Genomic DNA, 22,537 nt, shown 5'->3' with positions numbered 1-22,537 from the left:
AAATCGCCGCTTCGCGGTCCATGATGCTTATGTCGTCTGACTATCGGGTCGGGGACCAGCCTGCCTCCCTGCAGGCTATCCCCTCCGCCCGCTTCCCTGCGGGCGGCCCCGGTCAGCCGTCAACGCCTCATCGATTTTCAGCCGGACCCAGTCATCGCGGTGACTGTTTTGTTCTCATTTCGCCGTGGTATCGCTGTAAAAGGTCATATTACCGGGAATTCATCAGCCCTTGAGGGTGAGGCCATCAGACCGCACGCCTGCCTGACCGCACTAACCGACACGCGATCGCGCTCACATTTTTCCCCTCATTCGTTATTATTGGTTTCTACAAAATAATCAGCTAACGAATCATTCAAAGAAAAATGACAAAAACAGATCAAGGGCTTAGCCCGGCGCTGATTGCGCTCATGTCCATCGCCACGGGGCTCTCCGTTGCCAATAATTATTACGCGCAACCGCTGCTTGACGCGATTGCCCGCGCCTTTTCACTCTCACCTAATCAGGCAGGATTTATTGTCACTGCCGCGCAGCTTGGCTATGCCGCTGGTTTGCTCTTTCTGGTGCCGCTGGGGGATATGTTTGAGCGCAGGCGGCTGATTGTCACCATGACGCTGCTGGCGGCGGGTGGCATGTTGATTACGGCGAGCAGCACCACGCTGGGGATGATGATTCTGGGCACCGCGCTGACGGGGCTATTTTCGGTGGTGGCACAGATCCTCGTGCCGCTGGCTGCTACGCTGGCGACGCCGGCAAAACGGGGTAAAGTCATCGGCACCATCATGAGCGGCCTGCTGCTCGGCATTTTGCTGGCCCGAACTGTCGCCGGCCTGCTGGCAGGTTTAGGGGGCTGGCGAACGGTCTACTGGGTCGCCAGCGTGCTGATGGTAATGATGGCTATCGCCCTGTGGCGTGGGCTGCCCAGAGTCAAACAGGATAACCACCTGAATTATCCGCAGCTTCTGAAGTCCATTTTTACCCTGTTTGCAAAAGAAAAGCTGTTGCGAACCCGTGCGTTACTGGGCTGCCTCTCCTTCGCCAACTTCAGCATTCTCTGGACCTCAATGGCCTTCCTGCTCGCTGCACCGCCGTTCAATTTCTCAGAGGGCGTTATTGGCCTGTTCGGGCTGGTTGGGGCGGCGGGTGCGCTCGGCGCGCGTCCCTTTGGTGGTCTGGCTGACAAAGGGAAAGCCCATCTCACTACCACTGTCTCTCTCGCCCTGCTGTTTTTGTCCTGGCTGGTCATCGGCCTCGGGCAAAGTTCGGTGCTGGCGCTTATCGTCGGGATTCTGGTTCTGGATTTGACCGTACAGGGCGTGCATATCACTAATCAGACGGTAATTTATCGTATTAAACCGGATGCACGTAACCGGCTTACCGCCGGTTATATGACCAGCTACTTCATTGGTGGCGCAGCGGGATCGTTAATTTCTGCTTCTGCATGGCAACAGGCAGGCTGGACAGGGGTAAGTATCGCCGGCGGCTGTTTCGCTGCCCTGAACCTGCTGGTCTGGTGGCGAGGCTACCATCGCCAGTCAGACGCAGAATAAAATCGCGCCGCGATGGCTGCGATCACCAAAAAAGCGGGGTGTTAAGGCGCCCCGTAGTCTGTTAAGGTTAATGCACTATTTATCCCGGTGATTTTAACGTGGGTGATATTTAACACAGACTATGGATAGTTCAGCCACGAGTACGGAGTCCACTCCTCTCTCTTCCGCCACCTTTCTCGAAGGGTTCAAAGACAGCCTGCCCATCGTACTCAGTTACGTTCCCGTTGCCTTTGCATTCGGCCTGAATGCGACCAGACTGGGTTTCTCCCCCCTTGAAAGCCTCTTTTTTTCCTGCATTATCTACGCCGGCGCCAGCCAGTTTGTCATAACCGCCATGCTTGCGGCAGGCAGCTCACTCTGGATTGCCGCCCTCACGGTGATGGCGATGGACGTCCGCCATGTTTTGTATGGTCCCTCTCTGCGCAGCCGCATTCAACAGCCATTAAAAAAATCCAGAACCGCGCTCTGGGCTTTTGGTCTTACTGATGAAGTTTTTGCTGCCGCCACGGCTAAACTGGTGCGCGACAACCGCCGCTGGAGTGAAGCCTGGATGGCGGGCATTGCGCTAAGTGCCTGGCTCTCCTGGGTGGCAGGCACTTTTCTCGGTGCCTTTTCGGGTAATGGGCTGCTTGCGGGCTATCCGGCGGTTGAAGCCGCGTTAGGATTTATGCTTCCGGCCCTGTTTATGAGTTTCCTGCTGGCCTCCTTTCAGCGCACGCAAAGCCTGTGCGTCACCGCCTCCCTGCTCGGCGCGCTGGCGGGCGTCACCCTGTTTTCCATTCCGGTGGCCATTCTCGCGGGCATCGTCTGCGGTTGTCTGACTGCACTGGTGCAGGCGTTTTATCAGGGAGCCCCCGATGCGTAACGATGTTCTCCTTCTCGGACTGCTGGTCGGCTGCGTTAACTATCTGTTTCGCTATTTGCCGTTACGCTTGTATTCCGGGCAGCCCCGCCCGGGCAAACGCGGCGTCACCGGGGTGTTGCTTGACACCATCGGCATCGCCTCTATCTGCGCATTACTGGTGGTCTCAACCGCACCGGATGTTATCCATGATGGTCGCAGACTGCTGCCAACCCTGACTGGCTTCGCTGTTCTGGGACTGAGTTTCTGGAAGACGCGAAGCATCATCATTCCGACTTTACTCGGCGCCCTCGCGTACGGAATCGCCTGGAAACTGCTGACAGTCCCATAACTAAAGCAAATGTATTCGACCAAATAATACATTTACTTTATTTGTCACTGTCGTTACTATATCGACTGCAATTAATGAGGTTATGCCCAAATGGATAGTTCGTTTACACCCATTGAACAAATGCTTAAATTCCGCGCCAGCCGTTATGAGGATTTTCCTTTCCAGGAAATTCTGCTGACTCGCCTGTGTATGCACATGCAGGGAAAACTGCTGGAAAACCGCAATAAGATGCTGAAAGCTCAAGGGATTAACGAAACACTGTTTATGGCGTTGATCACCTTAGAGTCGCAGGAAAACCACAGCATCCAGCCTTCTGAACTGAGCAGCGCGCTGGGTTCTTCCCGCACCAATGCGACCCGTATCGCCGACGAACTGGAAAAACGCGGCTGGATTGAACGCCGTGAAAGCAACAACGACCGCCGCTGTCTGCACCTGCAGTTGACGGACAAAGGCCATGAATTCTTGCGTCAGGTACTGCCTCCCCAGCATCACTGCCTGCACCAACTCTGGTCCTCCTTAAGCAATGAAGAGAAGGGCCAACTCGAGAACATCACCCGTAAGCTTCTTACACGCCTTGATCAAATGGATGAAGACGGTGTCATTTTAGAGGCGCTGCGCTAAGGCTGAAGCTGCCCGACCATCCAGATTAATAAGAAGAATGCTGACAGGCCGGCACGTCATACTGCTGGCCTTTCTGACTAAAGAGGTCGGCCTGAGCCGATAAGAAAAAAATAAGATCGTGGAGAAAAACATGAGCGCAAATGCGGAGACTCAAGCCCCGCAGCAACCGGTCAAGAAGAAAGGTAAACGTAAAGGTGCCCTTCTGCTGTTGACCTTGCTCTTTATTGTTATTGCCGTGGCATATGGAATTTATTGGTTTTTGGTGGTGCGTCATTTTGAAGAGACCGATGATGCCTACGTGGCAGGTAACCAGGTGCAGATCATGGCGCAGGTATCCGGTAGCGTGACGAAAGTCTGGGCCGACAATACCGACTATGTAAAGCAGGGGGATGTTCTGGTGACTCTGGATGCCACCGATGCCCAACAGGCGTTTGAAAAAGCGCAGACGGCGCTCGCCTCAAGCGTGCGTCAAACCCGCCAGCTGATGATTAACGGTAAGCAGCTGCAGGCCAGTATTGAGCTGCAAAGAACCGCCCTTGCACAGGCGCAAACTGACCTTAACCGCCGTGTTCCGCTGGGCAGCGCTAACCTGATTGGTCGCGAAGAGCTCCAGCACGCCCGCGATGCGGTTACCAGCGCTCAGGCGCAACTTGACGTCGCCATCCAGCAATACAACGCCAACCAGGCGATGATTATGGATACCCGACTGGAAGATCAGCCTGCGGTGAAACAGGCGGCAGCCGAAGTGCGTAACGCCTGGCTTGCCCTGCAACGCACCAAAATCGTCAGCCCCATCACGGGCTATGTCTCTCGTCGTGCCGTTCAGCCTGGTGCCCAGATCAGCCCGACCACTGCCCTGATGGCCGTAGTCCCGGCCACCGGTTTATGGGTCGATGCTAACTTTAAAGAGACGCAGCTGGCCCATATGCGTATTGGGCAGACCGCAACCGTTGTCAGCGATATCTACGGCGATGACGTGAAGTACACCGGTAAAGTCGTGGGCCTGGATATGGGTACCGGCAGCGCCTTCTCGCTGTTACCCGCTCAAAACGCAACGGGCAACTGGATCAAAGTGGTACAGCGTCTGCCGGTACGTATTGAACTTGATGAAAAGCAGTTGAGCGAACATCCGCTGCGTATCGGTCTCTCCTCTCTGGTAACGGTGGACACCACTAACCGTGACGGTCAGGTGCTGGCAAGTCAGGTACGCACCCGCCCGGCTTACGAAAGTAATGCGCGTGAGCTGAATCTGGAGCCGGTTAACACGCTGATCGAAGAGATCGTGAAAGCCAACGCGGGTTAATCTGAGGTGCAAATGCAACAGAGAAAACCGCTCGAAGGCGCGCAACTGGTCATTATGACCATTGCGCTTTCCCTGGCGACCTTCATGCAGGTGCTGGATTCCACCATCGCCAACGTGGCTATCCCCACTATTGCCGGCAACCTTGGCTCATCCCTGAGCCAGGGAACCTGGGTTATTACCTCGTTCGGGGTGGCAAACGCCATCTCGATCCCGATTACCGGCTGGCTGGCGAAGCGGGTCGGTGAGGTCAAACTGTTCCTCTGGTCGACGGTCGCCTTTGCCATTGCCTCCTGGGCGTGCGGCGTGTCGAACAGCCTGAACATGCTGATCTTCTTCCGTGTCATTCAGGGGATTGTGGCCGGGCCGTTAATTCCTCTGTCACAAAGCCTGTTGCTGAGTAACTACCCTCCCGCAAAACGCTCCATTGCCCTCGCGCTCTGGTCGATGACCGTGATCGTGGCACCAATCTGTGGCCCGATTCTGGGTGGTTACATCAGCGATAACTACCACTGGGGCTGGATCTTCTTCATCAACGTCCCCATTGGCATCCTGGTGGTGGCATTGACGTTACAGTCCCTGCGTGGGCGGGAAACCCGTACCGAACAACGGCGTATTGATGGCGTAGGCCTTGCGCTGCTGGTGCTCGGGATCGGTAGTCTGCAGGTGATGCTGGACCAGGGGAAAGAGCTCGACTGGTTTAACTCGAAAGAGATAATCATCCTCACCATCGTGGCGGTGGTATCGATAAGTTTCCTGATTGTCTGGGAGCTGACCGATGATAACCCGATCGTGGATTTGTCGCTGTTCCGGTCGCGAAACTTCACCATCGGCTGTTTGTGTATCAGTCTTGCCTATATGCTCTACTTCGGCGCGATTGTGCTGTTACCGCAGCTGTTGCAGGAGGTTTATGGCTATACGGCCACCTGGGCAGGGCTGGCGTCGGCGCCGGTCGGGGTGATACCGGTACTGCTGTCACCGATCATTGGCCGCTTTGCTCATAAGCTGGACATGCGCCGTCTGGTCACCTTCAGCTTTATTATGTATGCCGTCTGTTTCTACTGGCGTGCCTACACGTTCGAACCCGGAATGGATTTTGGCGCATCAGCCTGGCCGCAGTTTATCCAGGGCTTTGCCGTGGCCTGCTTCTTTATGCCACTCACCACCATTACCCTTTCCGGCCTGCCGCCGGAGCGACTGGCGGCGGCATCAAGCCTGTCAAACTTTGCCCGAACCCTGGCAGGCTCTATTGGTACGTCGATTACCACCACGCTGTGGACAAACCGTGAGTCGTTGCACCATGCGCAACTGACCGAATCGGTTAACCCCTACAACCCGAATTCGCAGGAGGTATATAACCAACTGCAAGGGATGGGGATGTCGCAGCAGCAGGCCTCAGGATGGATAGCCCAACAGATAACCAATCAGGGGCTGATTATCTCTGCCAATGAGATATTTTGGGTGTCGGCAGGTGTGTTTCTGCTTCTGCTGGGGCTGGTATGGTTTGCCAGACCGCCGTTCGGCGCGGGCGGCGGAGGCGGTGGCGCCCACTAAGCAATCGGCAATACACGACATTGATAAGGGATCCTGGGATCCCTTTCTTTTTGCCTTTTCCCGCAGGTGGTTGTTTTATCATCACAAGCGGTGTATCTTTACGCCCGCCCCGAAATCTTCCATTCACCCTGACTGGTTCTGAGCATCGCGCTCAGGTTGTTTATCCCTCTGACGTCATCCACCCCTGTGCGGGTGATTCATATTCCACCACTTTTAACCTACTCAATCTGGCATTCGCACGCCGCGCGGGCGAACAATAATTACACAACAAATGATGGATTATCATGAATTCGCAACGAAAATACGGGAGAACCTGGCACTATCCATTCTCCCCCGGAACCACCAGCGATGACCGCATCAACGCCGACTACTGGCGTGACATTCAGGCATTGTCGTCGCTGATACATACCGAAAAGCTGGACGGCGAAAATAACTGCCTTAACCGCTACGGCGTTTTTGCGCGTTCTCACGCCGCCCCAACCCAGTCCGCGTGGACACATAAAATTCGCCAGCGCTGGGAATTGCTGAAAAACGATCTCGGTGACCTCGAACTTTTTGGTGAAAACCTCTATGCGGTCCACTCCATTGAGTATCACGCGCTTGAGCAGGACTTTTACCTGTTCGCCGTGCGCTGCCAGGACATGTGGCTCGGCTGGGAAGAGGTCAAATTTTATGCCGCGCTCTTTGATTTCCCCTGCGTGCCTGAGATGCAGGGACCGCAGCCTGGCATGGATGAGAAACGCTGGCAGCGTGAGTTTCTGGCGCTGACAACCGGCAGGGGGGCATTCGATCCCTGGGACACCCAGACCGGCATGCCCTGCACGCTGGAAGGGGTGGTCAGTCGCAACAGTGAACCATTCCCGGTGGATGATTTTGGCCACAACGTCTTTAAGTTCGTGCGCAAAAATCATGTTAAAACCTCCGAGCACTGGAAGCGCAACTGGCGGCGCGCCCGCATGGCATATGAATTTTCCGCAGGAGAGACACCATGATCTGGCAACTGAGCGACGACAAACGCTGGCCCACATTACGTCAACGTTTTAGCTTCGTGGAGGAGATGCATCAGGTACCGCAGGACCCTTACCATCATGCGGAAGGGGATGTGGGCATCCATACCGGAATGGTGATCAGTGCGTTAACGAGTATGCCTGACTATCAGCGGCTTCCCCTCCAGCAGCAGGAGATAATGTGGGCGGCGGCGCTGCTGCACGATGTGGAAAAGCGCAGCACCACTTATCAGGATGAAGCGGGGCGTATCCACTCGCCTGGGCATGCGCGAAAAGGAGAACTGACCGCGCGACAGATACTGTGGCGCGACATCCCTGCCCCTTTCGCGCTGCGTGAGCAGATTGTGGCGCTGGTCCGTCTGCATGGCCTTCCGCTCTGGTTGCTGGAACGTCCTGCGCCGGAGCGCTTGCTGTTAAGCGCTGCCATGCGCATTGACACCCGCCTGCTGGCACTGCTTGCGCGCGCTGACATGGAGGGACGTGAATGCCAGGATAAGCAGGAGATGCTCGACCGCATCGCCTTATTCGAACTCTTTTGCGAGGAGAATCAGTGCTGGGGGCAAGCTCGTATGTTTGCCTCCGACGCCGCGCGCTGGTACTACCTGACCCATGAGAACAGTCCGGCCGACTTTGTTCCCTGGGAGACGGACTCCTTTGAGGTGACGCTCCTTAGCGCGCTACCGGGTATGGGCAAAGACAGCTACATCCAGGCGCACTGTCAGGGCATGGCTGTCGTCAGCCTGGATGATATCCGCCGACGGCTGAGCGTGGATCCTGGCGATCGCACGGCAACCGGGCAGGTCGTTCAGCTAGCGAAAGAGGAGGCCCGGGTTTTGTTACGGCAGAAAACCCCCTTCGTGTGGAATGCCACAAACATCAGCCGACAGCTGCGAACTCAGCTCATTAGCCTGTTTACCGCCTACGGCGCGCGGGTAAAAATTGTCTATCTGGAGGTCCCCTGGTCGCAGTGGAAAGCGCAGAATGCCAACCGTCAGCATGCCGTACCTGAAGAGGTCATTATGCGTATGGCGGGCAAACTTGAGGTACCTCAACCCGACGAGGCGCATTGCGTGGAGTATCGGGTTACAGATGCATAAACTCAAAGCGCCTCTTCTTAAGAGGCGCTTTTTCGCTACTTCGTTTTTCCCGTCACTTCCAGAGTCAGTTCCGAGGCCACTCCGGGAGGAACCGTGCCAGGTATTCCTTTTTCACCATAGGCCAGTTGCCAGGGAACGGTAATTTTCACCTTCCCGCCAACGCCTAAACGTCTTATGCCCTGCTGCATGAGATCGGGCAACCTGCTGACCTGCCCGGTTCGCCGCTCACCTTTCGCCATTACTTTTCCGGTGCTGAGTTTCTCATTCAGCGTAAAGTGAATCACATCATCCGCAGCAAGCAATGGCCCGCTCCCTTTCCTCAGTACCTGATAGACCACACCGTTTGCGACTTTCTCGGCACCTTTTGCTTTCTCAGCCTGAGCAACGAACCTTTCGCTTTGCTGCTGGTTACTGGTGCTCTCGCGGCTGTGTTTTTCAGCCACTTTGCTGTCGAGCCTGGCCAAAAGAGTGTGAATGTCTGCTTGCGAGAGCTGTGGTCTGTTTTGTAACTCGTCCTCAATCCCCTGCACAAGCGCGTTGACCCTATACTGATACCCCGCCTCCTCAAGCACCTTTATTTCACTGCGTACCTGGGTGGCGTAATAGATACCCAGGGCATAGTTTGTCTGTGCGTTTTCGGAAGGTTTTTTCTTCATCGAGAACGACGGCGCGTTCGCTTTATCGCGTTCCGCTGAGGCTTTGATTTCGGCGTCCAGCGTTGTCAGCCGCTTCGCCATCTCTGAATTTTCATTGCGCGCCTGCATCACCGTCTTTTCCAGTTCAGCGATTTTCTGGCGCTTTTCTTCGCTGTCTTTCATGGCGTCATCGCGTGCCTGGGCAGTTCTGGCAAGTTCTGTTTCAAGCGCTTGAGTGGCTTTACTGTGGTCGGTACGCGCCACCTGCTGCTGCCTGAGCGCCGTCACTTCGCCCTGCGCCTCTTTTAAACGCTGGCTCAGCGTCGCGTGTGCCCGCGCCGCCTCCTCGTTCTGCTGCTCAAGTGCACGATTTCTGGCCTCCTGCGCGGTAGCTTTTTCCTGCAAAGCCCTGAGCCTGTCGGCCCATTCCTCCTTCCCTTTTTCTGCTTCCGCCAGTTTTGCCGTCAGCTGAACGAGGGTGTTATCACGTTCGGCAAGGGTCGCCTGTTGCTGCTCACAGACCGATCTGTCTGCCTGATGTCGGGCTAACGTTGCGGAAGTGCTCGCGACCCTGGCTTTCAGCTCTTCGACCTGGCGGTTGAGGGTGTCTATCTCTTTGTCATCACGGCGACGACTATCTGCAATCTGTTTTTCCGCAGCCAGAAGCTGCTGATGTAATTGTTTATTTTCATCCCTGAACGATGTCGCCTCCTCAGAGAGCGCCTGTGGCGGAGAAGCCAGCAGCGCCTGGTACTTTTTGTTGAGCGCGTTGAGCTGGTTCCGGGTTTTGCTGAGTTGCCGCTTAAGTTCGGTGAGCGCATGACCAGATGAGACTGGCGTATCCTTGACTGAAGCGGGTTTGATTTTACAAGTTGAGCTTTCAGTCGCAGGGGCTTTTTCTGGCGCGATCACAGGAGAAGGTGGAGGGTTATTTTGCGCAGTCGCCTCAGGCTGGTTAAACAGCGTTGTCGGTTCCGGTATTAACATCCCCTCGTGTTTAAGACGATCAATTAATAATTGCGCCTCAGCATGAATGAGGCCCGGAAATGTTGACCATAATAATATTACGATAACAGATAATAATTTTTTCATAATTTATTCAGTTCATTTGCGCGAGTTGCCATGCTCGTGAAGACTGCACTACGCACGCGAGCACAAACCAGATCTACTTTATTATTCAGTTCCATACTGATAATTTCAGCCGCGTCACCCTTGATAAATGCCTGATTCTTTTTGTAGACCTCATAATTGCTGTTAATGATGCTGAACTGTTGCTGGTAACGCCTGAAGGTGGCATGGTCGAGGGTTTTGAGGGCGGTAAACATCTGATAACACTGCAACTCCTTTTGCTTCTCCTGCTGCGCCAACGTTGTACTGGCCGGTTTGGGTTTCGTGCATCCTGCCAGTACACAAGCGAACATAATCAAACACAATCCATAGTGAAATGACCGCATAATTACCTCAAATTATTGCATTGCATTTTTTAAATTATTCAAAAAATGAATACGTTGATTCCGCAAGGGTTTCAAATGAAATTTAGAAAATCAAAAACTACCATGAGACCATAAAAATAACAACCAACCGCTAATAAATCCCCCCTCTCTACGTCGCAGAGCACAATGCTATTATTGAATTAAAAAAAGTAACCCCAAAATAATATTCCTTTCGCCAATGGGTTTATAAAAATGCTTATTAGGTTCTCACGTAATACCCCACTGACAGCGCGAGATAAGCTGCAGCCTGAGGGCTTATTGCCAGCGAAATTGTCCAAAACGCTATAGCTTCTGTCAGTTTTGCTAAAGCAGCGTGTTGTTATTCATTGCACGATGAAACAAAGACAACAGGAGCGCCACATGCTGCAGAATCCCGCACAAAAATATCAACCTCATCCACCTATTTCATTACCCGATCGCCGTTGGCCCGACAGGCAACTGACCCAGGCACCGCGCTGGCTCTCGACCGATCTTCGCGACGGTAATCAGGCTCTGGCGGAACCGATGGACAGCGAGCGAAAACTGACGTTCTGGGATCTGCTGCTCGGCTGCGGATTTAAAGAGATTGAAGTCGCTTTTCCCTCCGCCTCCCAGACGGATTTCAATTTTGTTCGTCAGTTAATTGAAGAAGATCGCATTCCTCGGGATGTCACGATTCAGGTGTTAACCCAGGCCAGAGAAGATTTGATTCACCGGACCTTCGAGTCGCTCAAGGGGGCACATAGCGCCACCATCCATCTGTATAACGCCACCGCACCGCTGTTTCGCAGGCTGGTGTTTGGGATGGAAAAAGCCGATGTGATTGCCCTTGCCGTTCGCTCCACGCGTTTGATTCGCGAGTGCTGCGAGGCCCGGCCAGAGACGCGCTGGCAGTATGAATATTCACCAGAAACGTTCTGCTTTACTGAACCAGAATTTGCGCTGGAAATTTGTGAGGCCGTGGCGGATGTCTGGCAGCCTTCCTCTTCACGACCGATGATCGTCAACCTGCCCGCCACGGTGGAAGTCAACACACCCAATGTGTATGCCGATCAGATTGAGTATTTTTGCCGTCACTTTACCCGGCGCAGGCAGGTCAGTATCAGCGTCCATCCGCATAACGACCGTGGCACCGGTGTCGCCAGCGCAGAACTGGCCCTGCTGGCAGGAGCGGATCGCGTCGAAGGGTGCCTGTTTGGTAATGGAGAGCGTACCGGGAACGTTTGTCTGGTGACCCTGGCAATGAATCTCTACAGCCAGGGCGTCTCCCCTGCGCTGGATTTCAGCAATATGCAGCAGATCGTAGAAGGGGTAGAACGATGTAATCAGCTTCCCGTTCACCCACGCCACCCCTGGGCTGGACGCCTCGCCTATACCGCCTTTTCCGGCTCCCATCAGGACGCCATCAAAAAAGGGTTTGATGCCCGTAACGCGGACGATCGCTGGGAGATGCCTTACCTGCCCGTAGACCCGCAGGATATCGGTTGTAGCTATGAAGCGGTGATCCGCGTTAACAGTCAGTCCGGGAAAAGCGGCAGCGCATGGCTCATCGAACAAAACCACGGCCTGAAGCTGCCCCGCGCGCTGCAACAGGACTTCAGCCAGTTTGTCCAGCAGGAGGCCGATGCTCACGGCAAAGAGATGACGCAAAACGCCGTGTGGCAACGCTTTCGGGAGCGCTATGGGTTAATGGCACAGCCGCCGATTGCGCTGGTAAATTATAAAAGCGAAAGCCAGGAGGACGGGCAGCTGCTGTTGCAGGCCACGGTCAGTTTTGATGGCGTGGAGCGAAGACTGGAAGGTCAGGGGAATGGGTTGCTTTCGGCCGCCGCCGGAGCCCTGAGCCAGGTGCTGAAAAAATCGTTCAGCATTAAGGATTATCATGAACATACGCTCGGTGAGCGTAGCGATAGCCGCTCCGTTGCTTATATTCACTGTCTCTTTCCCGATGGCACCGGGCACTGGGGAGTGGGCATCGATAATGATGTCGCACGCGCGTCGTTACAGGCGCTGCTTAACGCCCTAAACGGCGGACGTTAATTTTCAGGTGAGCGAAAGTACTCGCTGGGTGATATGCCCATCACCCGGCGAAACATTGCGGAAAAGGCGCTGTGGCTGCCATAGCCGAGATCGAGCGCCACGCGCAGTACGGAATGACCGAGCGCCAGCCGTACCAGCGCTTCCATCAATTTCGCCCGGCGTACCCACTCGCTGAACGTCAATCCCGTTTGCTGCTGGAAATGGCGGTTAAGCGTCTTTTCGCTGGTGCCTATAAGGCTCGCCGCGGCGGGCGCGCTCCAGGGCTGTACTATCGCATCGCGAATCTGCTGACAGAGCTTTCTCAGCGTGTCGCTTTGCGGTTCAGGTAACCAGAAGGGTAACGCCTGCATGCCGCGAATCTCATCCAGTACCAACTCATAAATTCGCTCATCGCGGCTACCGGGGCGATAAGCTTCTTCCAGAGAAAAAGCGGCCACGATCAGTTCGCGAAGCAGTGGGGTGATTTGCACAATCTGGCAGGAGGCGGGGAGATCTGCCCTGGCGAGAGGGTCAATAAACAGCGTTCGGGCTGCGACGTTGCCGGTAATGCGAATGGCATGCTGCGTGCCGGCCGGTAACCAGACACCGCGCCCCGGAGGCACCACCCAGCAGCCAGCGGCAGTCTCTACCCGCACGACGCCGGTGAGAATGTGCAGCAGCTGTGCGCAGTCATGATAATGCCAGGGTTCACTTTCACCGTGCACATAATCGCGGGCATAAGGGACGAAGGGTCGGTGCCGGAAGCTGAATGAAACGGTTGTCGTCATCGGTGTGAATAACCCGAACCTTCCCTCTCCCGCAGGAGAGGGAAAAGGTGCACTAGATGTGCAGTTCCTGCAGTTTTTCTTTTGGCAGCGCCAGCTCGTCATTGCTGTTCACGCGCACGTCGCGATCGAGAATATGACGGGCAATCTCCTGCGCTTCAGTCAGTGAGTGCATATGGTAGGTGCCGCACTGGTAAACGTTCAGCTCAGGGATCTGGTTCTGCTCTTTCACTTTCAGTACGTCGGCCATTGCCGCTTTCCACGCCTCAGCCACGCGCACTTCATCAGGCGTACCGATCAGGCTCATGTAGAAGCCGGTGCGGCATCCCATTGGCGAGATGTCGATAATCTCCACGCCGTTCCCGTTGAGATGATCGCGCATAAAACCAGCAAACAGATGCTCCAGCGTATGGATCCCTTTCTCAGGCATCACTTCTTTATTAGGCACACAAAAACGCAGATCGAATACGGTGATGGCGTCGCCATGCGGCGTGTTCATGGTCTTAGCAACACGAACAGCAGGCGCTTCCATACGGGTATGATCGACAGTGAAGCTATCCAACAATGGCATTTAGTCACCTCCACAGTGATTTTTTTAAAAATAAAATGAACTCTTTGAACGCATGCGAGTCTGAATCTATGAAAGACGCGCATTTGTTATCATCATCCCTGATTTAGAGATGAATATTTTGGCCACAGTAATGTGGCCTTTTTCTTTTCTGTCAGGCGTGTCTTGCCAGCAGTGCCTCGAATGGCTCCGTATCCGCTGCCTCAACCTCTTTCTGTCGGGACCAGGATGCTTCACACTCGTTGCGGAAATCGTCCTCGCGCAAAATCTCCAGCGGCTCTTCACGCAGCATCGAACGATATTCATCCGCCAGGGCTTTGCCCGTACCGCCGATACCTTGATCAATCATAGAACGCAGAATACGCGCCGAGAATGTCAGTTCCGGATCGTCAAAGCTTGCCACCAGCGCATCACAAACATTCTCGTAGTGATGATCACCGTCAAGTCCATCAAGGATCTGCGCAACCCGTTTCAGATCGCTAAACAGATCTTTACCGACCTGCTGAAGCGGGAACTGATCGGCTTCACACCCTATCCCCAGTGTCAGACCTGGTTTGCGTCCTTCCAGGATCACGCGGTTCCAGTTTTTACGGGTGCAGAGTAATTCATCACTGCTCATCTCAGGCGCATCGGCCAGTACACACCAGACCATGAAGAGATCCAGGAAGCGAACCTGTTGCTCATCCACGCCAATTGGCGTGAACGGGTTGATATCCAGTGAGCGTACTTCGATGTATTCAATCCCGCCGCGCTGCAACGCTTCAGAAGGCGTTTCACCACTACGGGTTACGCGTTTTGGACGAATCGGGGCGTAAAGTTCGTTTTCAATCTGCAGGATGTTGGTGTTGATTTGCAGATATTTGCCGTCTTTCTCCAGACCGAGCTTCGCGTACTCCCCGGAAGGGGTTTTAATGGCACGCTTAAGCGCCGCCACGTAGTCATCCAGATTATTAAAGGTGATGCCAAGATTACTTTGCGATTTATTGGTATAGCCAAGATCGCTCAAACGCAATGAGGTGGCGTAAGGCAGATAGTACATCCCGCCTGGCGTTTTCTCGAATGGCAGGGTCGTCGGCTTGCCCTGCAGGAAAGAGGGGCAGATTGCCGGAGATGCACCGAAGAGGTACGGGATTACCCAACCAAAACGGTAGTAGTTACGAATAAGACGGAAGTAGCCTGCCGATACGGAATCTTTGTCGGTGTCACCGCATTTCGCCTGCCAGAATGCCAGGGGCAGCGAAAAGTTATAATGTACCCCTGAAATGGTCTGCATTAACGCACCGTAACGGTTTTTCAGCCCCTCACGGTACAGTGTTTTCAGGCGACCAATGTTCGAGCTGCCATATTGTGCCAGTTCAATATTCTGGCCGTTCTCGATGTAGCACGGCATGCTGAGCGGCCACATACGCTCGTCGCCAATTTCACGCGCGGTATAACGGTGAACATCGCGCATGATGGTCAGCATATGCCTGATATCACCATCAACAGGCGTGATAAATTCCAACAATGCTTCCGCAAAGTCGGTAGTGATCCATTTATGGGTCAACGCGGAACCCAGCGCGGATGGATGACCGGTTGTTGCAAGGGTGCCATCCGCATTGACGCGAAGCGTCTCACGCTCAAGACCACGTTGAATCCCCTTCAGAGCCTGAGGATTTTTTTCCAGCCAGGACAATGCCTGCGATACGTCCGGGATCAAATTGACCTCCCGCCTGTAATAATCATTTTATTAAGCATAATTGTAATGGTTGACGATTAAAGGTCACTCACTCAGTCCAATTAGTGCCACCACGTCATACCCTGTAGCGTTACGATGGCCAGAAGCACATAGCGTATCGCCTTTCCAAGGCATAAAAAAAGTACTACTGGCCCCCAGGAGAGGCGCATCCACCCCGCCAGCAGGCACAGCAAATCGCCTAAAACAGGCATCCAGCTCAGTAACAGTGTGGCTGCACCATAGCGTCTTAGCCAACCTGTTGCTTTTTCCTGCCAGCGTGATTTTTCACGCAATGGAAAGAAACGCCCAAGAATAACGTTTGTCAGCCCTCCAAGGCTATTACCCATTGTTGCTATTAACACAAGTAGCCAGGGCTGACTGATTCCAGATAGCAGCATTGCCACCAGGACGACCTCAGAGTTGCCAGGTAATAACGTGGCGCTGAGGAAACTACTGGCGAACAATGACAAGAGTGACAACAGCTCACTCACAATAAGCGTACATCCACCGCGTCCATACCCGCTGCACGCGCAGCCTGCAGTCCAAAGTCCGCATCTTCAAAGACAACACAACGGTCAGGGGCGACACCCATACGTTCAGCGCACAGCAAAAAGGTGTCCGGGGCAGGTTTGTGATTTTTTACATCGTCTGCGGCAACGACGGTGTCGAAATAGTGACGCAGACCCAGGTGCGCCAGCAGCGCTTCTGCAATCGCCGTTTCACTACCGGTTCCTACGCCCAGCGGACGACGGCCATGCCACTCCTTCACAACCTCTATCAGCGGCAAAGGGCGTACGGTGTCGAGCAGCATCGCTTTGACCGCATCGGTTTTTTCACGCGCGAGGGCGTAAGGATCGAGATCGGCATGATTGAATTCAATAACAGATTGCGCAATACGCCATGTGGGCGAGCCGTTTAATGCCACCATCGCCTGTAAATCGTAACGCAGACCATAATGGCCCAGAACTTCATGCCAGGCTTTACGGTGCGTCGGTTCGGTATCCAGGATGGTGCCATCCATATCGAAAATCAGGCCATCATAACGTTGGTACATCGTGTTCTCACAAACCGGATAACGGAACGTTACTTTATCGTAAACAAGGATTTTTGTCGCTGTTAACGAAATGATGAAGCAGGGATGCTTTGAGAAAACATGTTGCTCACTGCAAGGCAGGTGCATGAAAGAATGAATGGGGGGGGTGGGAAAAAAGTGCAACCGGGGAGATGGTGCATCCGGGAGGATTCGAACCTCCGACCGCTCGGTTCGTAGCCGAGTACTCTATCCAGCTGAGCTACGGATGCATTGGGATTACTGCTTTACTGCTGATACCTGATGTTATTACTACGCCACATCAGATTAAAGATGGTGCATCCGGGAGGATTCGAACCTCCGACCGCTCGGTTCGTAGCCGAGTACTCTATCCAGCTGAGCTACGGATGCATCGGGATTACTGCTTTACTGCTGATACCTGATGTTATTACTAAAACAACAGCAGATAAAAGATGGTGCATCCGGGAGGATTCGAACCTCCGACCGCTCGGTTCGTAGCCGAGTACTCTATCCAGCTGAGCTACGGATGCATCGGGATTACTGCTTTACTGCTGATACCTGATGTCATTACTAAAACAACAGCAGATAAAAGATGGTGCATCCGGGAGGATTCGAACCTCCGACCGCTCGGTTCGTAGCCGAGTACTCTATCCAGCTGAGCTACGGATGCAAAATGGCGGTGAGGCGGGGATTCGAACCCCGGATGCAGCTTTTGACCGCATACTCCCTTAGCAGGGGAGCGCCTTCAGCCTCTCGGCCACCTCACCACACGCGCCTCTTACGAGTGCTTCGAAGAACTTGTTTCTGCTCATCGTCGCTGCGTGGCGCACATATTACTTTCTGGGACTTATAAGTCAAACAATTTTTCCTGCACCTGAATCGTTTGCACACTTCGCAGACAATTCGTCGGTTAAAAGCGCAAAAAGGATGTTTTATCAGCACATTTTAAGCGATGAGGTCAGTTCATAAGAGGCAAAGAAAAGTGTCGTAAAGCAGAAGATTCAGCGAGGAGAGCAAGCAAAATAGCATCAAGCAAAGGAAGTACTGGCAGAGTGTTGCGTCTCGCCGGGCGGCGAGACGCGGTAAAATCAAAAACTGGATTGTTGCGATTTTTCAGCCTGGATACGCTGGTAGATCTCTTCACGGTGCACAGACACCTCTTTAGGGGCATTAACGCCAATGCGTACCTGGTTACCCTTAACCCCTAAAACAGTCACCGTGACCTCATCCCCAATCATGAGGGTCTCACCAACTCGACGAGTCAGAATCAGCATTCTTTGCTCCTTGAAAGATTAAAAGAGTCGGGTCTCTCTGTATCCCGGCATTCTCCATCATATAACGCCAAAAAGTAAGCGATGACAAACACGTAAAGTGTAAGCAGTCACGGCATTACATTCTGTTAGATGTAAGTTTAGCCGATATACACAACTTCAACCTGACTTTATCGTTTTCAATAGCGTAGTGGCAAGAACGCCATAACCGCAAGGCTATGGCGACTGCATTCGCTTTGTAATTATTACAGCTTCGCGTCTACCCAGCTTTTCACGCTGGCAAGAGCAGCCGGAAGGGCTGCAACGTCAGTGCCACCGGCTTGCGCCATGTCAGGACGTCCACCACCTTTACCACCCACTTGCTGGGCGATCATTCCAACCAGTTCCCCTGCTTTCACGCGGTCGGTCACATCCTTAGACACACCCGCAATCAGAGAAACCTTACCCTCTGCTACCGTAGCCAGGACGATAACCGCAGAACCTAACTGGTTCTTCAGGTCGTCGACCATCGTGCGCAGCATCTTCGGCTCAACGCCCGTCAGTTCGCTGACAAGCAATTTGACGCCGTTGATCTCTTCAGCCTTGCCAGACAAGCTTGCGCTTTCCTGAGCAGCCTGTTGTTCTTTTAACTGTTGCAGCTCTTTTTCAAGCTGACGCGAACGTTCGAGCGCCGAACGTACTTTATCGCCCAGGTTCGCGCTGTCGCCTTTCAGCAGTTGCGCGATATCCTGCAGCTGATCGCTCTGTGCATGCAGCGCGGCGATAGCACCCTCGCCCGTTACAGCTTCAATACGGCGTACACCCGCTGCGGTACCTGATTCAGACACAATGCGGAACAGGCCGATATCACCGGTACGCGAGGCATGCGTGCCCCCACATAATTCGGTAGAGAAATCGCCCATGCGCAGTACACGCACGCGTTCATCGTATTTCTCACCAAACAGCGCCATCGCACCGGACGCCTTCGCGGCATCAATATCCATGATGTTGGTTTCGATGGGCAGATTGCGGCGAATTTGCGCATTGACCATATCTTCTACCGCACGGATCTCTGACGGTTTCATGGCTTCAAAATGGGAGAAGTCAAAGCGCAGCGCTTTGTCATTTACCAGTGAGCCTTTCTGCGCTACATGCGTACCGAGCACATCACGCAGTGCGGCATGCATCAGGTGAGTGGCGGAGTGGTTCAGGCGAATGCGCAGACGACGTGCTTCGTCAACTTCCGCTTTCACACCGTCGCCAACTTTCAGCGAGCCGGTAGCAACGCTGCCGATATGACCAATCGCCTGGCCATATTTCTGGGTATCACTGACGGTAAAGGCAAAACCATTCCCTTTCAGTTCACCCTTATCGCCAACCTGACCGCCAGATTCAGCATAGAACGGGGTCTCATTCAGGACGACAACCGCATCCTGACCCGCGCTCACGACGTCAACAGCTTTACCGTCCACAAACAGTGCCGTGACTTTCCCGTTCAGTTCCAGATGATCGTAACCTTTAAATTCTGAGCTGCCCTCAACGCGGATCATTGTGTTGTAGTCGGCACCAAAACCGCTGGACTCACGCGCACGACGACGCTGCTCTTCCATCGCGGCTTCAAAGCCCGCTTCGTCCACTTTGATATTGCGCTCACGGCACACGTCGGCGGTCAAATCGACCGGGAAGCCATAGGTATCGTACAGGCGGAATGCGGTTTCGCCGTCCAGAGTGTCGCCTTTCAGCTTCGACAGCTCCTCGTCCAGCAGAGCCAGACCACGCTCCAGCGTACGCGCAAACTGCTCTTCTTCGGTTTTCAGAACCTGTTCAACCTGCGCCTGCTGACGCTTGAGCTCTTCGCCTGCCGAGCCCATCACTTCCAGCAGCGGTCCTACCAGTTTGAAGAAGAACGTGTCTTTCGCGCCCAGCATATTCCCGTGACGAATAGCACGACGGATAATGCGGCGCAGCACGTAGCCACGGTTTTCGTTGGAAGGAATCACGCCATCGGCGATCAGGAAGGCACAAGAGCGGATATGGTCAGCAATGACGCGCAGGGACTTGTTACCAAGGTCGGTTGCGCCAGTCACCTCGGCAACGGATTTAATCAGTTTGCTGAAGAGATCGATTTCGTAGTTAGAGTTCACGTGCTGTAGCACGGCAGCAATTCGCTCAAGGCCCATTCCGGTATCAACAGATGGCTTCGGCAGCGGTTCCATAGTACCGTCCGCCTGGCGATTGAACTGCATGAAAACGATGTTCCAGATCTCAATGTAGCGATCGCCGTCTTCTTCCGGGCTTCCCGGAGGGCCACCCCAGATATGGTCGCCGTGGTCAAAAAAGATCTCAGTACATGGCCCGCACGGACCCGTGTCACCCATCTGCCAGAAGTTATCAGAGGCGTACGGCGCACCTTTGTTGTCGCCGATGCGGATAATACGCTCGCGAGGAATACCGACCTCTTTTTCCCAGATGTCGTAGGCTTCATCATCGGTTTCGTACACGGTAACCCACAGACGCTCTTTTGGCAGATTGAACCAGTTTTCACCAGTTAACAGCTCCCACGCGTACTGAATGGCATCATGTTTGAAATAGTCGCCGAAGCTGAAGTTACCCAGCATTTCGAAGAAAGTATGGTGGCGCGCAGTGTAACCGACGTTTTCCAGGTCATTATGTTTACCGCCCGCACGGACGCAACGCTGTGCTGTAGTCGCGCGGGAATAATTACGCTTATCGAGGCCAAGGAAAACATCCTTGAACTGGTTCATCCCGGCGTTGGTAAACAGTAAAGTAGGGTCGTTATTCGGCACAAGGGAGCTGCTGGCAACTACCTGGTGGCCCTTGCTATGGAAAAAGTCGAGAAACGCCTGACGGATCTCAGCGGTGCTCTTGCTCATAATTATCCTGGAATCAAGCTAGCGAAATGTCGTACCGGGCCACTGCCTTTTGTCAGACAGCAACCCGCTACTGGAAAAGTGGGAATAAGATAAGTTTTCTTTACTACGAAGTAAAATCCCGTATGCGCTCAATCGGCAAAATTTCGCCAGATTTCCTGAATATCTTCCAGTAAATAGCCGCGGTAGAGTAAAAAGCGTTGCACTTTTACTTTGCTGGCAAACTCGGTCGGTAAAGGCTCACCAAATTTGCGCAGCGCCTGCTCCCGGGCCCGTTCGCTCCAGTCGATATCGCAGTCGCGCATCGCGCTTTCTCCGATGTCCCGTGACAGCCCCTTCTGCCCCAGCTCCTGGCGGATGCGGGCAGGGCCATATCCTTTGCGGCTCCGGCTGGCAATAAACTGCCGGGCAAAACGTTCATCGTCGAGATAGCGGTTTTCGCTGCACCACTCGACAACCTTGTCGATATCTTCCTGGCTTACATCTACTTTTTCCAGGCCATTCTTACTGACTACCGGCGCCGTAAGTTTTCGCCGCAGCTCCGCTTCACTATGGTCGCGCATTGCCAGGATGCGCAAGGCGCGATCGAGCACACGGGCATAATCGGAGCGACGGGGTGCGTTTTCAGACATAGCTAAATCCCCGGGACGTTAAAAGCAAAAAGGGCTGCATCAGCAGCCCTTGATTGTCATTCAGATTATCAGAAATCTTCGTTGGTTTCTTCGACGTCGTCACCGTTATCGTCGACAGAAAAGTCCGGTTTATCGCTCGGATTGCTGAGCAGGATCTCACGTACTTTCTTCTCGATTTCTTTTGCCGTTGCCGGGTTCTCTTTCAGCCAGTTAGTCGCGTTCGCTTTACCCTGACCGATTTTATCGCCGTTATAGCTGTACCAGGCACCGGCTTTCTCAATCAGCTTCTCTTTCACGCCGAGATCAACCAGCTCACCGTAGAAGTTAATACCTTCACCGTAAAGGATCTGGAATTCAGCCTGTTTGAACGGCGCTGCGATTTTGTTCTTCACCACTTTAACGCGGGTTTCACTCCCCACGACGTTATCGCCCTCTTTCACCGCACCAATGCGGCGGATGTCGAGACGAACAGACGCGTAGAACTTCAGCGCATTACCACCGGTGGTGGTTTCCGGGTTACCGAACATTACGCCAATTTTCATACGGATCTGGTTGATGAAGATCAGCAGCGTGTTGGACTGCTTCAGGTTACCCGCCAGCTTACGCATCGCCTGGCTCATCATACGTGCCGCAAGGCCCATGTGAGAGTCACCGATTTCACCTTCGATTTCCGCTTTCGGCGTCAGCGCCGCCACGGAGTCGACGACGATAACGTCAACTGCGCCTGAGCGTGCCAGCGCGTCACAGATTTCCAGCGCCTGCTCACCGGTATCCGGCTGAGAACAGAGCAGGTTATCAATATCAACGCCCAGCTTACGTGCATAGACAGGGTCCAGCGCGTGCTCTGCATCGATAAACGCACAAGTTTTCCCTTCACGCTGCGCGGAAGCGATAACCTGAAGGGTCAGCGTAGTTTTACCGGACGATTCCGGCCCGTAAATTTCGACGACACGGCCCATTGGCAGACCGCCTGCACCCAGCGCGATGTCAAGGGAAAGTGAACCCGTGGAGATGGTTTCCACGTCCATAGAACGGTCTTCACCCAGACGCATGATGGAGCCTTTACCGAATTGCTTTTCGATCTGACCCAGCGCTGCCGCAAGTGCTTTCTGTTTGTTTTCGTCGATAGCCATTATTACTCCTGTCATGCAAGGTGAAGCGCTATGCTTCGCCATGAATTTCTGATCTGATGCCGCAA

The 22,537-nt window shown here is 53.8% G+C and carries 20 protein-coding genes and 5 tRNA genes; 9 read left to right on the top strand and 16 right to left on the bottom strand.

Annotation, left to right across the window (positions count from 1 at the left end; all coding sequences use genetic code 11):
• The first annotated feature begins 362 nt into the window (after positions 1–362).
• The 8 genes from KXR87_RS12885 to KXR87_RS12850 all read left to right on the top strand — a co-directional run bounded on the left by KXR87_RS12885 (position 363) and on the right by KXR87_RS12850 (position 8,319).
• The gene (locus KXR87_RS12885) at positions 363–1,547 is read left to right on the top strand and encodes an MFS transporter (protein WP_437432640.1); all 1,185 of its coding nucleotides are present in this window, start codon (positions 363–365) and stop codon (positions 1,545–1,547) included.
• 121 nt (positions 1,548–1,668) lie between these two features.
• Positions 1,669–2,412: an AzlC family ABC transporter permease gene (locus KXR87_RS12880; protein WP_437432639.1), complete on the top strand. Its 744-nt coding sequence runs from the start codon at positions 1,669–1,671 to the stop codon at positions 2,410–2,412.
• Complete coding sequence (ygaH, locus tag KXR87_RS12875; protein WP_437432638.1) at positions 2,405–2,740, top strand: L-valine transporter subunit YgaH; 336 nt, start codon at positions 2,405–2,407, stop codon at positions 2,738–2,740. The genes KXR87_RS12880 and ygaH overlap by 8 nt, the downstream gene beginning before the upstream one ends.
• A 90-nt stretch (positions 2,741–2,830) precedes the next feature.
• A complete protein-coding gene (mprA, locus tag KXR87_RS12870) occupies positions 2,831–3,361 on the top strand; it encodes a transcriptional repressor MprA (RefSeq protein WP_437432637.1) in 531 nt (176 codons plus the stop codon).
• Between the two features lie 130 nt (positions 3,362–3,491).
• Complete coding sequence (emrA, locus tag KXR87_RS12865) at positions 3,492–4,664, top strand: multidrug efflux MFS transporter periplasmic adaptor subunit EmrA (protein WP_437432636.1); 1,173 nt, start codon at positions 3,492–3,494, stop codon at positions 4,662–4,664.
• A gap of 12 nt (positions 4,665–4,676) precedes the next feature.
• Positions 4,677–6,215, top strand: coding sequence for a multidrug efflux MFS transporter permease subunit EmrB (gene emrB / locus KXR87_RS12860; RefSeq protein ID WP_437432635.1), 1,539 nt, complete (start codon positions 4,677–4,679; stop codon positions 6,213–6,215).
• 284 nt (positions 6,216–6,499) lie between these two features.
• On the top strand, positions 6,500–7,207 hold the full coding sequence (locus KXR87_RS12855) for an RNA ligase family protein (protein ID WP_437432634.1): 708 nt from the start codon (positions 6,500–6,502) through the stop codon (positions 7,205–7,207).
• Positions 7,204–8,319, top strand: a complete 1,116-nt coding sequence (locus tag KXR87_RS12850; protein ID WP_437432633.1) for an AAA family ATPase — start codon at positions 7,204–7,206, stop codon at positions 8,317–8,319. The genes KXR87_RS12855 and KXR87_RS12850 overlap by 4 nt, the downstream gene beginning before the upstream one ends.
• Positions 8,320–8,354: 35 nt before the next feature.
• On the opposite strand, the gene KXR87_RS12845 is transcribed toward KXR87_RS12850, so the two are convergent.
• Positions 8,355–9,941, bottom strand: a complete 1,587-nt coding sequence (locus KXR87_RS12845; RefSeq protein ID WP_437432632.1) for an FKBP-type peptidyl-prolyl cis-trans isomerase N-terminal domain-containing protein — start codon at positions 9,939–9,941, stop codon at positions 8,355–8,357.
• A gap of 101 nt (positions 9,942–10,042) precedes the next feature.
• On the bottom strand, positions 10,043–10,381 hold the full coding sequence (locus KXR87_RS12840) for a hypothetical protein (RefSeq protein WP_437432631.1): 339 nt from the start codon (positions 10,379–10,381) through the stop codon (positions 10,043–10,045).
• 426 nt (positions 10,382–10,807) lie between these two features.
• Between KXR87_RS12840 and leuA the strand changes: the two genes are divergently transcribed.
• Entirely contained in the window at positions 10,808–12,466 is a 1,659-nt protein-coding gene (gene leuA / locus KXR87_RS12835; protein ID WP_437432630.1) for a 2-isopropylmalate synthase, read from the top strand.
• On the opposite strand, the gene KXR87_RS12830 is transcribed toward leuA, so the two are convergent.
• From KXR87_RS12830 to recA, 14 genes are all read right to left on the bottom strand, one after another.
• A complete protein-coding gene (locus tag KXR87_RS12830; RefSeq protein WP_437432629.1) occupies positions 12,463–13,233 on the bottom strand; it encodes an AraC family transcriptional regulator in 771 nt (256 codons plus the stop codon). The two genes, leuA and KXR87_RS12830, sit on opposite strands and share 4 nt — an antisense overlap.
• Positions 13,234–13,285: 52 nt before the next feature.
• On the bottom strand, positions 13,286–13,801 hold the full coding sequence (luxS, locus tag KXR87_RS12825; protein ID WP_437432628.1) for an S-ribosylhomocysteine lyase: 516 nt from the start codon (positions 13,799–13,801) through the stop codon (positions 13,286–13,288).
• A 151-nt stretch (positions 13,802–13,952) separates the two neighbouring features.
• Positions 13,953–15,497, bottom strand: coding sequence for a glutamate--cysteine ligase (gshA, locus tag KXR87_RS12820; RefSeq protein WP_437432627.1), 1,545 nt, complete (start codon positions 15,495–15,497; stop codon positions 13,953–13,955).
• An 80-nt stretch (positions 15,498–15,577) separates the two neighbouring features.
• The gene (locus KXR87_RS12815) at positions 15,578–16,006 is read right to left on the bottom strand and encodes a YqaA family protein (RefSeq protein ID WP_437432626.1); all 429 of its coding nucleotides are present in this window, start codon (positions 16,004–16,006) and stop codon (positions 15,578–15,580) included.
• A complete protein-coding gene (gene yqaB / locus KXR87_RS12810; protein WP_437432625.1) occupies positions 16,003–16,569 on the bottom strand; it encodes a fructose-1-phosphate/6-phosphogluconate phosphatase in 567 nt (188 codons plus the stop codon). Before yqaB ends, KXR87_RS12815 begins: the two co-directional genes overlap by 4 nt.
• A gap of 171 nt (positions 16,570–16,740) precedes the next feature.
• A tRNA-Arg gene (locus KXR87_RS12805) sits at positions 16,741–16,817 on the bottom strand.
• Positions 16,818–16,879: 62 nt separating this feature from the next.
• A tRNA-Arg gene (locus KXR87_RS12800) sits at positions 16,880–16,956 on the bottom strand.
• 63 nt (positions 16,957–17,019) lie between these two features.
• A tRNA-Arg gene (locus KXR87_RS12795) sits at positions 17,020–17,096 on the bottom strand.
• Between the two features lie 63 nt (positions 17,097–17,159).
• Positions 17,160–17,236: transfer RNA gene (locus tag KXR87_RS12790), tRNA-Arg, on the bottom strand.
• A 4-nt stretch (positions 17,237–17,240) separates the two neighbouring features.
• Positions 17,241–17,333: transfer RNA gene (locus KXR87_RS12785), tRNA-Ser, on the bottom strand.
• A 321-nt stretch (positions 17,334–17,654) separates the two neighbouring features.
• Positions 17,655–17,840, bottom strand: coding sequence for a carbon storage regulator CsrA (gene csrA / locus KXR87_RS12780; RefSeq protein WP_002434672.1), 186 nt, complete (start codon positions 17,838–17,840; stop codon positions 17,655–17,657).
• A gap of 242 nt (positions 17,841–18,082) precedes the next feature.
• Positions 18,083–20,710: an alanine--tRNA ligase gene (gene alaS / locus KXR87_RS12775; protein WP_437432624.1), complete on the bottom strand. Its 2,628-nt coding sequence runs from the start codon at positions 20,708–20,710 to the stop codon at positions 18,083–18,085.
• Between the two features lie 128 nt (positions 20,711–20,838).
• Positions 20,839–21,339 carry a recombination regulator RecX gene (gene recX / locus KXR87_RS12770; RefSeq protein ID WP_437432623.1) on the bottom strand — a complete coding sequence of 167 codons (501 nt, stop codon included), beginning with the start codon at positions 21,337–21,339 and terminating at the stop codon, positions 20,839–20,841.
• A 68-nt stretch (positions 21,340–21,407) separates the two neighbouring features.
• Positions 21,408–22,472 (bottom strand): recombinase RecA, encoded by a 1,065-nt coding sequence (recA, locus tag KXR87_RS12765; RefSeq protein WP_437432622.1) that lies wholly within the window; start codon positions 22,470–22,472, stop codon positions 21,408–21,410.
• Positions 22,473–22,537: the final 65 nt, after the last annotated feature.

It is taken from the genome of Yokenella regensburgei (assembly GCF_051486985.1).
GTDB lineage: Bacteria > Pseudomonadota > Gammaproteobacteria > Enterobacterales > Enterobacteriaceae > CBFFRJ01.
This window is presented reverse-complemented; position numbering and strand designations above follow the sequence as displayed.

Bases quoted from the DNA above. Each gene is read 5' to 3' on its own strand.
- KXR87_RS12885 (WP_437432640.1), top strand. From the start codon at position 363: ATGACAAAAACAGATCAAGGGCTTAGCCCGGCGCTGATTGCGCTCATG.
- KXR87_RS12845 (WP_437432632.1), bottom strand. From the start codon at position 9,941: ATGTTAATACCGGAACCGACAACGCTGTTTAACCAGCCTGAGGCGACT.
- emrB (WP_437432635.1), top strand. From the start codon at position 4,677: ATGCAACAGAGAAAACCGCTCGAAGGCGCGCAACTGGTCATTATGACC.
- recA (WP_437432622.1), bottom strand. From the start codon at position 22,472: ATGGCTATCGACGAAAACAAACAGAAAGCACTTGCGGCAGCGCTGGGT.
- KXR87_RS12830 (WP_437432629.1), bottom strand. From the start codon at position 13,233: ATGACGACAACCGTTTCATTCAGCTTCCGGCACCGACCCTTCGTCCCT.
- KXR87_RS12855 (WP_437432634.1), top strand. From the start codon at position 6,500: ATGAATTCGCAACGAAAATACGGGAGAACCTGGCACTATCCATTCTCC.
- emrA (WP_437432636.1), top strand. From the start codon at position 3,492: ATGAGCGCAAATGCGGAGACTCAAGCCCCGCAGCAACCGGTCAAGAAG.
- mprA (WP_437432637.1), top strand. From the start codon at position 2,831: ATGGATAGTTCGTTTACACCCATTGAACAAATGCTTAAATTCCGCGCC.
- luxS (WP_437432628.1), bottom strand. From the start codon at position 13,801: ATGCCATTGTTGGATAGCTTCACTGTCGATCATACCCGTATGGAAGCG.
- yqaB (WP_437432625.1), bottom strand. From the start codon at position 16,569: ATGTACCAACGTTATGATGGCCTGATTTTCGATATGGATGGCACCATC.
- recX (WP_437432623.1), bottom strand. From the start codon at position 21,339: ATGTCTGAAAACGCACCCCGTCGCTCCGATTATGCCCGTGTGCTCGAT.
- leuA (WP_437432630.1), top strand. From the start codon at position 10,808: ATGCTGCAGAATCCCGCACAAAAATATCAACCTCATCCACCTATTTCA.
- ygaH (WP_437432638.1), top strand. From the start codon at position 2,405: ATGCGTAACGATGTTCTCCTTCTCGGACTGCTGGTCGGCTGCGTTAAC.
- alaS (WP_437432624.1), bottom strand. From the start codon at position 20,710: ATGAGCAAGAGCACCGCTGAGATCCGTCAGGCGTTTCTCGACTTTTTC.
- KXR87_RS12880 (WP_437432639.1), top strand. From the start codon at position 1,669: ATGGATAGTTCAGCCACGAGTACGGAGTCCACTCCTCTCTCTTCCGCC.
- KXR87_RS12850 (WP_437432633.1), top strand. From the start codon at position 7,204: ATGATCTGGCAACTGAGCGACGACAAACGCTGGCCCACATTACGTCAA.
- csrA (WP_002434672.1), bottom strand. From the start codon at position 17,840: ATGCTGATTCTGACTCGTCGAGTTGGTGAGACCCTCATGATTGGGGAT.